Origin of the sequence: Streptomyces sp. NBC_01445, from assembly GCF_035918235.1 — a bacterium.
Taxonomy (GTDB): Bacteria; Actinomycetota; Actinomycetes; order Streptomycetales; family Streptomycetaceae; genus Streptomyces.
In genome coordinates this window covers 4,285,633-4,298,135 of the sequence record NZ_CP109485.1, presented here as the reverse complement: position 1 = coordinate 4,298,135, position 12,503 = coordinate 4,285,633, and the positions used below count along the sequence as shown (strand labels likewise).

8 protein-coding genes are annotated in these 12,503 nt (G+C 67.4%); 7 read left to right on the top strand and 1 reads right to left on the bottom strand.

The genetic code is table 11. From position 1 onward, the window contains the following. Positions 1-12 precede the first annotated feature (12 nt). On the bottom strand, positions 13-300 hold the full coding sequence (locus tag OG574_RS19430) for a hypothetical protein (RefSeq protein WP_326774262.1): 288 nt from the start codon (positions 298-300) through the stop codon (positions 13-15). Between the two features lie 433 nt (positions 301-733). Between OG574_RS19430 and OG574_RS19425 the strand changes: the two genes are divergently transcribed. The 7 genes from OG574_RS19425 (at position 734) to OG574_RS19395 (ending at position 12,469) form a co-directional block, all read left to right on the top strand. Further along, entirely contained in the window at positions 734-3,142 is a 2,409-nt protein-coding gene (locus OG574_RS19425) for an ABC transporter family substrate-binding protein (protein ID WP_326774261.1), read from the top strand. Between the two features lie 337 nt (positions 3,143-3,479). After that, complete coding sequence (gene typA, locus OG574_RS19420; protein WP_326774260.1) at positions 3,480-5,354, top strand: translational GTPase TypA; 1,875 nt, start codon at positions 3,480-3,482, stop codon at positions 5,352-5,354. Between the two features lie 886 nt (positions 5,355-6,240). Continuing rightward, the gene (locus OG574_RS19415; protein WP_326774259.1) at positions 6,241-7,284 is read left to right on the top strand and encodes an ABC transporter permease; all 1,044 of its coding nucleotides are present in this window, start codon (positions 6,241-6,243) and stop codon (positions 7,282-7,284) included. A 98-nt stretch (positions 7,285-7,382) separates the two neighbouring features. After that, positions 7,383-9,173, top strand: coding sequence for an ABC transporter substrate-binding protein (locus OG574_RS19410; protein WP_326774258.1), 1,791 nt, complete (start codon positions 7,383-7,385; stop codon positions 9,171-9,173). A gap of 106 nt (positions 9,174-9,279) precedes the next feature. After that, positions 9,280-10,257 carry an ABC transporter permease gene (locus OG574_RS19405; protein WP_326774257.1) on the top strand — a complete coding sequence of 326 codons (978 nt, stop codon included), beginning with the start codon at positions 9,280-9,282 and terminating at the stop codon, positions 10,255-10,257. Positions 10,258-10,267: 10 nt separating this feature from the next. Continuing rightward, positions 10,268-11,329, top strand: a complete 1,062-nt coding sequence (locus tag OG574_RS19400) for an ABC transporter ATP-binding protein (protein ID WP_326774256.1) — start codon at positions 10,268-10,270, stop codon at positions 11,327-11,329. A 12-nt stretch (positions 11,330-11,341) separates the two neighbouring features. Next, positions 11,342-12,469, top strand: coding sequence for an ABC transporter ATP-binding protein (locus OG574_RS19395; protein ID WP_326774255.1), 1,128 nt, complete (start codon positions 11,342-11,344; stop codon positions 12,467-12,469). The last annotated feature ends 34 nt before the right edge of the window (positions 12,470-12,503 follow it).

Here is a 12,503-nt window from a genome sequence, read left to right as displayed (position 1 = left end):
CCGCTCAGAGGGTCAGGGGGCGTGCCGGTCCCGGGCGCCGAGTCCTTCGTCGTCCGAGTCGGTCCAGAGCGTGCTGTCGTACGGGGTGTCGGGGATGGGCACGAGCTCGGGCCGGCGCGGTGGCGGGGCGCCGGCCGCGGCCGCCCGCAGCAGGGCGACGCTCTCGCGCAGATGGTCGGCGTCGGTGCGTACGCGCCGTACGTCGAGGCCGCCGTCGAGCTGCCGTTCAAGGCGCCCCACGGTCCGGCACAGCTCGTCGAGGCAGCGCTCGGCTGCCGCCAAGTCGTCGTTCAGGGACATGACTTGCCCTCGCTTCCGCTGGTGCGGCGGAGATGCTCATGCGCCTGCGAGTGTCGCGCGTCACATCACGCCTTGTGAAGGGATCTGCGCGGATTCCTGAAGCGCGCATGGGCGTGCGCCCCTGTTTTGCGCTCTCTGGGGTGGCGGGGTCCTGGTATGTCGGCAGCCGCGCTCCCTGAGGCGCGCGGGGAACTGCGCGACCGGCCGACGGCCACCTGCACCGCCCACGAGACAGCCCCAGCGCGCCCCAGGCGCCAAATTGGGCCGCACGAGTGGGGTTCCGGGCCCACATGGTCGTGTCGCCTGCGGCCTGCTGGACCCGTCCTCTTCAGTGGGGCCATAGATGTGATCAACTCCATATACGGCCAAACGTGATCAAACCCGGCCCGGTCCTGGTAAGCGGGCGGCCGGGCTAGCCCCGGAGGTTCCCGTGATGTCCCATGACGGCGCCACATCGCGCCTCGCCAGGCGTCCCGCGCGGCGTCCCGTCCTGCGCTCGGCCGCGTTCCTCGTGTCGGGGGCGCTCGCGGTGTCGGCCCTGGCCGGCTGCAGCTCGGGCGATGACGAAGAAGAGACCAGCAGTCAGGCCGCCGCCCAGGACATCGCGCCCGCGTCCCGCGGCGACGTCGCCGACGGCGGCACCCTGCGCTGGGCGGTCGATGCTCTGCCGGGGACCCTCAACTCCTACCAGGCGGACGCCGACGCGGGGACGACCCGTGTCGTCGGCGCCGTGCTGCCCTCCATGTTCCGGCTCGACCACCAGGGCAGGGCGGTGCGCGACCCGGACTTCCTGGAGAAGGCCGAGGTCATCGAGCGCGAGCCCAAGCAGGTCGTCCTGTACAAGATCAACCAGCAGGCGGTGTGGAGCGACGGCCGCGAGATCGGAGCCGCCGACTTCGCCGCCCAGTGGCGCGCCCTGTCCGGCAAGAACTCCGCGTACTGGACGGCCCACAACGCGGGCTACGACCGCATCGAGAAGATCGAGCGCGGCAAGAACAACCTGGAGGTGCGGGTCACCTTCGCGAAGCCGTACGCGGACTGGCGCTCACTGTTCTCGCCGCTGTACCCCAAGGACGTCATGGGGACCCCGGACGCCTTCAACGAGGGATCCCGGCGCGAGCTCAAGGTCACCGCGGGCCCCTTCGCGCTCAAGGAGGTCGACCGCGACGCCAAGGACGTCACGCTGGTGCGCAACCCGCACTGGTGGGGCCGCCAGGCCAAGCTCGACCAGATCGTCCTGCGGACCGTGCCCCGCGCGGAGCGCGCCGACGCACTCGTCGCGGGGAAGGTCGACCTCGCCGCCGTCGACCCGGAGGACGCGTCCCGCATCTCCCTCGCCGGCCGTGACAAGGGCAGCTCGGGCCCGCTCGCCCACGGCCCCGGCGCCGCGCTCACGCCCGGCGAGTCGATGCGGTCCTGGGCCGTCGCGCACGGCGGCGACGAGAAGGCGGCAGACAAGGAACTCGACGCCCGCGAGAAGACCCGTGCGGCCGTCGCGAAGTACGAGAGGGAACAGTCGCGCCTGGACGGTTACGTCCTGCGCAAGTCCCTCGAACCCGCCTTCACGCAGCTCGCGCTGAACGGCGCCGAGGGTCCGCTGGCCGACGAGCGCGTGCGCCGCGCCGTGGCCCGCGCCATCGACCGCAAGAAGCTCGCCGAGGTCGTCCTCAAGCCGCTCGGTCTGCCCGTGCACACGGTCGGCAGCCATCTCGCCCTCGCCGGGCAGCAGGCGTACGCCGACAGCAGTGGTGCCCTCGGCAGCCAGGACACCAACGAGGCCCGGGCGCTGCTCACGGACGCGGGCTGGGTGCCGGGCGGTCCCCTGAAGGACGAGGCCGGGAAGACCAAGCCGAAGACGGCGGGCAGTGAGTCCGACAGCGAGAAGGAGGGCGCCAAGGACAAGAAGGGCACGGAGGTCAAGAAGGGGGCCGCCTCCGAGGACTCCGACGACGGCACGTACATCGGCGGCGAGAGCGACCAGAAGCCGGGCGACCGGCAGACCCCCTTCTTCGCCCCCGAGCGCACCGCCGCCTACCAGCACGCCGCGCTCCTGCACCAGGCCGACGCGCAGAAGCTGCGCGAGGCCGACAAGGAGAAGAAGCACGCCGATCAGTACGCGAAGGAGGCCGCCCAGGGCGGCGCCCCGGGCGCGTACGCCCCGAAGGGGACGGCCGCACCCGCCGGTGCCCCCGCCGGACCGCTCGCCAAGGACGGCAAGCCGCTGATCCTGCGCTTCGTGCTCCCGTCGGGCCCCGGCTCGGACTCGCTGCGCGCGGTCGCCGACCGGATCTCGCAGATGCTGCAGAAGATCGGCATCCGCACCGAGACGTCGAAGGTCGCCGACGCCAGCTACTTCAAGGACCACATCGCGTCCGGGCAGTACGACCTGGCGCTCTACTCGTGGCCCGCCTCGGCCTTCCCGGCCACCGACGCCCGCCCGATCTACGCCAAGCCGGTACCCGCCGCGGACGGCTCGCTGACCGTCGAGCAGAACTACACCCGGGTCGGCACGGACCACATCGACCAGCTCTTCGACCAGGCGATCGGTGAGCTCGACGAGGGGGAGGAGCGCTCCCTGGTCAAGCAGGCCGACGCCCGTATCTGGGCCGCTGCAGGATCGATTCCTCTCTATCAGCGCCCGGAGCTGGTGGCCGCCCGTCGCACCGTCGTCAACGCGGGGGCCTTCGGCTTCCAGGAGCCGAATTACGAGGACATCGGCTTCCTGAAGCCGGGCGCGCGGCCGGGTGCCCGGCCGAACGTCTCCGGCTCGGCGAACCCGGCCGGGAAATCTTCCGAGAAGTCGTCCGAGGAGCCGTCCGCGAGTCCGTCCGAGAAGAAGTGACGCACATCGCACCCTGAGTGCGCCGAAGCGACCCTGAGCGCCCCTGGGGGAGAGTCCCGAAGATCGCTCAGCTCAGATCTCGCTCAAGTCCCTTGCCCGCCGGTCCCTCCGGCGGGCAAGGTTCGTATCACCGCTGACCTGCGCTTTCTCCGGGGCGTCCCCCACGCCTCTCCGCGACGTTCACTCACTGTGCATCCCTGACCCCAGAGCCCCAGAAGGCCTACCCGGCCGAAGCCACGTACGATGGGGTGAGGCCGTGGCGTGTCCAGCCCGGCAGGGCGCGCGTACGAAGAGACGTACGCGCAGCCGTCCACTCACTCCGGGAGTACGCCGCAATATGGCCACGCGCCACGACATCCGTAACGTCGCCATCGTCGCCCACGTCGACCACGGCAAGACCACGCTGGTCGACGCCATGCTCAAGCAGGCAGGCGCCTTCGCGGCGCACGCCGCCGAGTCGCTCGACGACCGCATGATGGACTCGAACGACCTGGAGCGTGAGAAGGGCATCACGATCCTGGCCAAGAACACGGCGGTCAAGTACCACCCGAAGGATGGCGGCGACGCCATCACGATCAACATCATCGACACCCCCGGCCACGCCGACTTCGGTGGTGAGGTCGAGCGCGGCCTGTCGATGGTCGACGCGGTCGTGCTGCTCGTCGACGCCTCCGAGGGCCCGCTGCCGCAGACCCGCTTCGTGCTGCGCAAGGCGCTCTCGGCCAAGATGCCGGTCATCCTGTGCATCAACAAGACGGACCGCCCCGACTCCCGGATCGCCGAGGTCGTCGACGAGACGTACGACCTGTTCCTGGACCTGGACGCGGACGAGGACCAGATCGAGTTCCCGATCGTCTACGCCTGCGCCCGTGACGGTGTGGCCTCGCTGACCAAGCCCGAGGACGGCACCGTCCCGCAGGACAGCGAGAACCTCGAGCCGTTCTTCAACACGATCCTGGCGCACGTCCCGGCCCCCGAGTTCGACGAGGACGCCCCCCTTCAGGCGCACGTCACGAACCTCGACGCGGACAACTTCCTCGGCCGTATCGCGCTCTGCCGCGTCGAGCAGGGCGAGCTGCGCAAGGGCCAGACCGTCACGTGGATCAAGCGCGACGGCACGATGTCCAACGTCCGCATCACCGAGCTCCTGATGACCGAGGCGCTCACCCGCAAGCCGGCCGAGATGGCGGGCCCGGGCGACATCTGCGCCATCGCCGGTATCCCGGACATCATGATCGGCGAGACCCTGGCCGACACCGAGAACCCGATCGCGCTGCCGCTCATCACGGTCGACGAGCCGGCCATCTCGATGACCATCGGTGCGAACACCTCGCCGCTGGTCGGCAAGGGCGGCAAGGGCCACAAGGTCACGGCCCGCCAGATCAAGGACCGCCTCGACCGCGAGCTGGTCGGTAACGTCTCGCTCCGTGTCCTCGACACCGAGCGCCCCGACGCCTGGGAGGTCCAGGGCCGTGGTGAGCTCGCGCTCGCCATCCTGGTCGAGCAGATGCGTCGCGAGGGCTTCGAGCTGACCGTCGGCAAGCCCGAGGTCGTCACCAAGCAGGTCAACGGCAAGACGCACGAGCCGATCGAGCGCATGACGATCGACTCCCCCGAGGAGCACCTCGGCGCCATCACGCAGCTCATGGCGACCCGCAAGGGCCGTATGGAGACCATGACGAACCACGGTTCGGGCTGGGTCCGCATGGAGTGGATCGTCCCGTCCCGCGGCCTCATCGGCTTCCGCACGGAGTTCCTCACGCAGACCCGCGGCACCGGCATCGCGCACTCCATCTTCGAGGGCCACGAGCCGTGGTTCGGCGATCTGCGCACCCGTCACAACGGCTCGCTCGTCGCGGACCGCTCGGGCACGGTGACGCCGTTCGCGATGGTCAACCTCCAGGAGCGCGGTGTCATCTTCACCGAGGCCGGCACCGAGGTCTACGAGGGCATGATCATCGGCGAGAACTCGCGCGCCGACGACATGGACGTGAACATCACCAAGGAGAAGAAGCTCACCAACATGCGTGCGGCTTCCGCGGACACCACGGAGAACGTGGTGCCCGCCCGCAAGCTCTCGCTCGAGCAGTCCCTGGAGTTCTGCCGCGACGACGAGTGCATCGAGGTGACCCCGGAGACGGTCCGTATCCGTAAGGTCGTCCTGGACCAGAAGCTGCGCGGCCGCGCGGCCTCGAAGGCCAAGAACGCCTGATCCCGGGACAGTCGGGCCCGGGTCCCCTTCGGGGGGCCCGGGCCTTTGTCGTCTGTCCTGCGCCGCGAGGTCCGCGCAGGAGTTTTTACAGGATCATCGCCCGCACCAGGTGGTACTTCACTACCCTCGTGGCATCCTGGACGCCGTCCCGCGCGATCCACGCGCGTTGATTCGCCCGCCGAGAGTCTTCCCACAGCCCTGCGCAACGGCTCGTGATGTGCAACTCGTTTTCCAGAGGCGACTGTCCGGAATCCGGACTCCATTGACCGATAGATGTGTAACGAGTCCGTTTCGCAGGGATCTATCTAGGATCAGTTTGTCCGGATTTTGGGCTAAGTACGCTTCAGGTGTGATCGAACCGAGACCAAAACACTGTGGTCGGTCCGATTCTGATGCCAGATAGTTGAGCGCGTAGAGCTCGGGTCAATGGGTCACGCACTGTGGGGAGTGCGGACTCTTCGAGCAGTGTGAGATGTCGTTCGCGTGTCGTCAGGGGTGTCGACCTGGTGAAGGGCATCTCTCCTCGTAATTAACGAGCGGTCTCAAGAGGAGGTAGCCCATGTTTGGTGCCACAAGCGCCTATTGGGTCACGAAGTCCCCGAGGGTGAGCGTGGTCGGATCCGGTTCCCTGTGTGCGGTTGACCCCGCAGGGAGCCGCACGGGCCGTTAGGTCCCGCTGCACTCCGGCGTGCCGCCGGTACTTGCCGTCGCCCCAACTCCGCCTCAGGCGTGGTGTGTTGGTGCATTCGGACGAGTCCGGGCGGTGCGTTAACTCTGCCAGGGATGTGCGGCGGTACTCCCTCTCCGAGCCAGATCCAGACACTGATCCGACACCTGCCGGCCGGCGTTGCCGACTGGCTGCTGAAACCTGTGAAACGGACGAATCATGACGAGTCCAGTTGAGGCCGGCGACGCCAAGGTCGCCGTCGTCTTGGACGACGATCCCGGCGCCACGAAACCGAACGGCGCGGAGGAACCCAAGAAGCTCGAGGGGCGCTCGCCCGGTCAGCTCATGTGGATGCGCTTCAAGCGCGACCGCACGGGCATGGTCTCCGCAGCCGTAGTGATCTTCTTCTTCCTGGTCGCGGCACTCGCGCCAGTGATCTCGAAGATCTACGGCAAGGACCCGTACACGCTGTACCCGGCCGAGCCGGACTTCCCGTACATCCTCAACGACTTCGCGATGCCCTCCGCTCCGTTCGGCGGCATGTCGGGGGACTTCTGGTTCGGTGTCGAGCCCAAAATCGGCCGGGACGTCTTCACTCAGCTCCTGTACGGCATGCGGACCTCGCTGTACGTGGCGGTGGTCATCACCATCCTGAGCGTCGTGACCGGCGTCATCATCGGCATGATCGGCGGCTACTTCGGCGGCAAGGTCGACTACTGGCTCGGCCGGGTCACCGACTTCTTCCTCGGGTTCCCGTCGCAGCTGTTCTTCATCGCCTTCATGCCGGTCGTCACGGCCCTGTTCGTGTCGCCGCGCGATGAGACGCCGACCTACCTGCGCGTTACCGCGATCATTCTCGTGACCTGGTTCCTCGGCTGGATGGGTCTGGCCCGACTGGTCCGAAGCTCCGTACTCTCCCTGCGCGAGCGGGAGTTCGTCGAGGCGGCCAAGGTCTCCGGCGCCTCCCCGGCACGGATCATCCGCAAGGAAGTCCTGCCGAACATCGTCACCCCGATCCTGGTGCAGACCACGTACATGCTGCCCAGCAACATCCTGAACATCGCGTTCCTGTCCTTCGTGGGCGTCGGCTTCGTCGAGCCCACTCCTGACTGGGGCCGCATGTTCCGGGCGGGCGCTGGATTCTACGAACAGGACCCGTACTACCTCCTGTTCCCGGGTGCTGCGCTCGTGATTTTCGTCCTGGCGTTCAACCTTCTTGGTGACTCCGTCCGGGATGCTTTCGACCCCAAGTCCGGACGCTGACGTCCATTGGTGGGGGGTGGCTGCTACCCCAGATCCGGGCAACCGGAGCCTTCCGGCAGCACACGTGGATAACAAGACAGGTAGGTGCATAAAGCATCATGAAGTCTCTCAACGCGCGCACCACACGCGCCATAGTCGTCGCCATCGCGGCTGGCTCCCTCGCCCTGACGGGATGCTCCGGCGGCAGCAAAGACAAGGCCAAGGACGAATCGAAGAACCAGAAAGACGCGTCGAGTCAGTCCAAGCCCGTCGCGTACGGTGACGCCGCCGCCTCCAACGGCCCGGCGGAGGCCATCCCCGGCGCGAAGAACGGTGGCAAGATCACCGTTTACGCGCAGTCCGACCTGACGCACATGGACCCGGGACAGACCTACGTCTCGGACGCCGGTCAGTTCGGCAACCTGATCACCCGTGGTCTGACGAACTTCCAGGAGGACGCCAAGGGCAACCTGACCGTCGTCGGTGACGTCGCCACCGACTCCGGCAAGTCGTCCGACGGCGGTAAGACCTGGACGTACACGCTCAAGGACGGCATCAAGGACGACCAGGGCAACGTCATCACGTCCAAGGACGTCCGCCACACCATCGAGCGTCAGTACTCGAAGGTCATCTTCGACGGCCCGACGTACGTCCAGACCTGGCTCTCCGGCGCCGACTACCGCAAGAAGCTGCCGGACGGTCCGTACAAGGGCAAGCACCTGCCGGACTCCGTCCTGTCGACCCCGGACGACAAGACCGTGGTCTTCCACTTCGACACGGCCCGCCCCGACCTGCCGCAGGCCCTCGCCATGGCCGGTTACGGCATCGTCCCCGAGAAGCGGGACACCAAGGAGAAGTACGACAAGGCGCCCGCCTCGCTCGGCCCGTACAAGCTCGCCGACTACAAGGCGGGCAAGTCCCTCACGCTGGTGAAGAACACCAACTGGGACCCGAAGACGGACTCGGTGCGCCACCAGTACGTCGACGGCTACAACTTCGAGCTGACGGTCGCCCAGGACAGCCAGACCAAGCGTCTGATCGCCGACCAGGGCGAGGCCAAGACGGCGATCCAGTTCACCGACACCGTCGACCCGGCCCAGCTCCAGGACGTCGTCACCGACCCGAAGGTCAACAAGCGCACGATCAAGGGCTACCAGCCCTACGTGTGGCAGATGAGCTACAACCTGGACCGGATGAAGGACAAGAAGGTCCGCGACGCCATCACCTACGCCATCCCGAGCCAGCGGATGGTCCAGGCGGACGGCGGCAAGTACGGCGGCGAGATCGCGGGTGGCCTGTTCGCCCCGACCCTGCCGAACTTCGACCCGAAGTTCGACCCGTTCGGCAAGCTCAAGAAGCCCAACGGTGACCTGGCGATGGCTCAGAAGCTGATCAAGGAAGCCGGTGTCAAGAAGGGCACCAAGCTCACCTACGCCTACTCGAACACCCCGCGCGGCCAGGCCCAGATGGTCATCATCAAGGACACCCTGTCCAAGCTCGGCTTCGACGTCCAGGCCAAGGAGATCGACCGGGCCAGCTTCTACGAGCAGATCGGCAAGCTGAAGAACCCGTTCGACCTCTACATGACCGGCTGGGGCCAGGACTGGCCGTCCGAGGGCACGGTCGTCACCCCGGTCTACGACGGTGACCAGGTCCAGGACGGTGGGTCGAACTACTCCCACATCAAGGACCCGCAGGTCGACGCCGGCATCAAGGAGGCCCTGAAGCTGGACCCGGCAGCGGCCAAGAGCAAGTGGGCCGAGCTGCACAAGCGCATCGTCGAGGAGGTCGACCCGGCTGCTCCGGTGTACTACTCCAAGTCGATCCAGCTCTTCGGTTCCGGCATCGGCGGTGCGAAGTACAGCACCGAGTCGAGCTACGTCGACATCAACGACCTGTTCGTGAAGTAGTAGCCGACCACGGCTGACCCGTGGGGGTGCGCGCCAGGCGGAGCGCACCCCCACGGCCTGCAGACTCCCTCATTGCCACCGCCTCCGAAGAGAGCAGCCGACCGCCATGCTTCAGTTTCTTTTCCGCCGGTTGACCGGTGCGGTCGTGATCATGATTCTGATCGCGGCGTTCACGTTCTTCCTGTTCTATACGGTTCCTCAGGACTTCGCCGAGCTCGCCTGCGGCAAGAACTGCTCGCCGCAGAACATCGCGGTCATCCGCGAGAACCTGGGCCTCGACAAGTCCATCGCCGCGCAGTTCTGGGAGTTCATGCGGGGCATCGTGATGGGGCGCGACTTCCCGGTCGGCCACTGCCCGGCTCCGTGCCTGGGCGTGTCCTTCAAGTCCAACGACTTCGTGTGGGACTCGATCGTCGACCGCTTCCCGCTGACCCTCTCGCTGACCATTGGCGGTCTGGTCGTCTTCCTCGTGGTGGGCCTCGGCACCGGTCTGCTGGCCGCGTGGAAGCGCGGCACCGTGCTCGACCGGTTCGTCTCCGGCGCCTCGATCGTGCTCAGCTCCTTCCAGATCTACCTGCTGGGCCCGATCGTCCTCGGCCTGTTCGTGTACAGCACCGGCTGGATGGACAACCCGAAGTACGTCCCGTTCTTCGACAGTCCCACCGAATGGTTCCTGGGCCTGCTCATCCCCTGGGTCGTGATGGCGACGATCTTCACCGCGCAGTACACGCGTATGGCGCGCTCCACGATGATCGAGCAGCTCCAGGAAGAGCACGTCCGCACGGCCAAGGCCAAGGGCATGGGCGGCAAGTACGTCTTCTTCCGCTACGCCTGGCGCGGATCGCTCATCCCCATCGTCACCATCCTCGGCATCGACCTCTCCGGCCTGCTCGCCGGCGCGGTGGTCACCGAGTACACCTTCGACCTTCCCGGCCTCGGCCGGCTTGCGGTGGAATCGTCCACCGACAAGGACCTCCCGCTGACCATGGGCGCGATGCTGGTAGGGGCCTTCTTCATCCTGATCCTGAACATCATCGTGGACATCGCATACGCATACATCGACCCGCGCGTGCGCCTCGCCTAGGAGAACGACCGTGACCACTGTGACCAAGACCGAGGACAGCCCGGCCCCGACCGGTTCGGAGGCTTTCCTCTCGGTCCGTGACCTCAGGGTGCAGTTCTCCACCGAGGACGGCATCGTCAAGGCGGTCGACGGGCTCTCCTTCGACCTGGAGCGGGGCAAGACGCTCGGCATCGTCGGCGAGTCCGGCTCGGGCAAGTCCGTCACCAACCTGACGGTCCTCGGGCTGCACAACAAGAAGTCCACCACCGTGGACGGCGAGATCATCCTGGACGGCCAGGAGCTCGTCACCGCGACCGAGAGAGAACTGGAGAAGGTCCGCGGCAACAAGGCCGCGATGATCTTCCAGGACCCGCTCACCGCGATGTCGCCGTACTACACGGTGGGCCGCCAGATCATGGAGCCCTTCATGAAGCACACCGGTGCTTCCAAGAAGGACGCCAGGATCCGCGCCATCGACATGCTCGAGAAGGTCGGCATCCCGCAGCCGAAGCAGCGCGTCGACGACTACCCGCACCAGTTCTCCGGCGGCATGCGCCAGCGCGCGATGATCGCCATGGCCCTGGTCTGCGACCCCGACCTGCTGATCGCCGACGAGCCGACCACCGCGCTCGACGTGACGGTGCAGGCGCAGATCCTGGACCTGCTCAAGGACCTCCAGCAGGAGTTCGGCTCCGCCATCGTCTTCATCACGCACGACCTCGGCGTCATCTCCAAGATGGCCGACGACCTGCTCGTGATGTACGCGGGCCGGGCCGTGGAGCGCGGTTCGGTGAGAGAAGTTCTGCGCACGCCGCAGCACCCGTACACCTGGGGTCTGCTCTCGTCGATGCCCCGCCTCGGCGGCGACATCAACGAGGCGCTCACACCGATCCCGGGCGCCCCGCCCTCCCTGCTCAACCCGCCGACGGGCTGCCGTTTCCATCCGCGGTGCGGCTTCCCCGACCAGGTGTCCGGCGGCCGTTGCACCACCGAGCGTCCGCTGCTCGCGGACGGCCGTGCCGCCGCCTGCCACCTCACCTCGGAGCAGCGGCAGACCATCTTCATCGACCGGATCAAGCCCCGGCTCGGCTAGGAAGTACACGACATGACTGACAACGTCACCCTTCCCAAGCAGCAGGGACCTGGCGAAACGCCCGCAGGGACCGGCGAGGCGCTGCTCCACGTCGAGGGCCTGACCAAGCACTTCCCGATCTACGGCGGCTTTCCCATCAAGCGCAGGGTCGGCGCCGTCCAGGCCGTCGACGGCGTGGACCTCAGCGTGCACGCGGGCGAGAGCGTCGGCCTCGTGGGCGAGTCCGGCTGTGGCAAGTCGACCACCGGCCGGCTGATCACGCGGCTGATGGAGCCCACCGGCGGCAGGATCACGTACCAGGGTCAGGACATCACCAAGGCGAGCCGTAAGCAGCTCGCGCCGGTGCGCTCCGAGATCCAGATGATCTTCCAGGACCCGTACTCGTCGCTGAACCCGCGGCAGACGGTCGGCACGATCATCAAGTCGCCGATGGAGGTCAACGGGATCGAGCCGCCCGGCGGCCGTGAGAAGCGCGCCCGTGAACTCCTGGAGACCGTGGGCCTCAACCCGGAGCACTACAACCGCTTCCCGCACGAGTTCTCCGGCGGTCAGCGCCAGCGCATCGGCGTCGCCCGCGCCCTCGCCCTGAACCCGAAGCTGATCATCGCGGACGAGCCGGTCTCCGCGCTCGACGTGTCGATCCAGGCGCAGGTCGTCAACCTGCTCAAGAAGGTCCAGGACGAGCTCGGGATCGCGTTCCTGTTCATCGCCCATGACCTGGCGATCGTGCGGCACTTCTCGCAGCGCGTCGCGGTCATGTACCTCGGCAAGATCGTCGAGATCGGCGACCGCGACTCGATCTACAACGGGCCGCGCCACCCCTACACGCACGCGCTGCTCTCGGCCGTGCCGGAGGTGGAGATCGAGGGTTCCGAGGACCGCGAGCGCATCCGTCTGCAGGGCGACGTCCCCTCGCCGATCTTCCCGCCGTCGGGCTGCCGCTTCCGCACCCGCTGCTGGAAGGCGCAGGACAAGTGCGCCACGGAGGAGCCCCCGCTCGTCCAGATCTCCGGCAACCGCGAGGGTCACCTGACGGCCTGCCACTTCCCGGAGGAGCCGACCACCGAGGACCGCGGCGAGGACATCGTTCTTGACCCGGCCCTTGCGGCCCTCGAGGACGCGTCCGGCCAGGACGCCTGACCGTCCGCGCTCCGGCCGACCACGGCCCGCCACC

What these genes read in the sequence shown, in the direction of transcription:
- OG574_RS19395 (WP_326774255.1), top strand. Translation starts at nt 11,342, where the DNA reads ATGACTGACAACGTCACCCTTCCCAAGCAGCAGGGACCTGGCGAAACG.
- typA (WP_326774260.1), top strand. Translation starts at nt 3,480, where the DNA reads ATGGCCACGCGCCACGACATCCGTAACGTCGCCATCGTCGCCCACGTC.
- OG574_RS19425 (WP_326774261.1), top strand. Translation starts at nt 734, where the DNA reads ATGTCCCATGACGGCGCCACATCGCGCCTCGCCAGGCGTCCCGCGCGG.
- OG574_RS19430 (WP_326774262.1), bottom strand. Translation starts at nt 300, where the DNA reads ATGTCCCTGAACGACGACTTGGCGGCAGCCGAGCGCTGCCTCGACGAG.
- OG574_RS19405 (WP_326774257.1), top strand. Translation starts at nt 9,280, where the DNA reads ATGCTTCAGTTTCTTTTCCGCCGGTTGACCGGTGCGGTCGTGATCATG.
- OG574_RS19415 (WP_326774259.1), top strand. Translation starts at nt 6,241, where the DNA reads ATGACGAGTCCAGTTGAGGCCGGCGACGCCAAGGTCGCCGTCGTCTTG.
- OG574_RS19410 (WP_326774258.1), top strand. Translation starts at nt 7,383, where the DNA reads ATGAAGTCTCTCAACGCGCGCACCACACGCGCCATAGTCGTCGCCATC.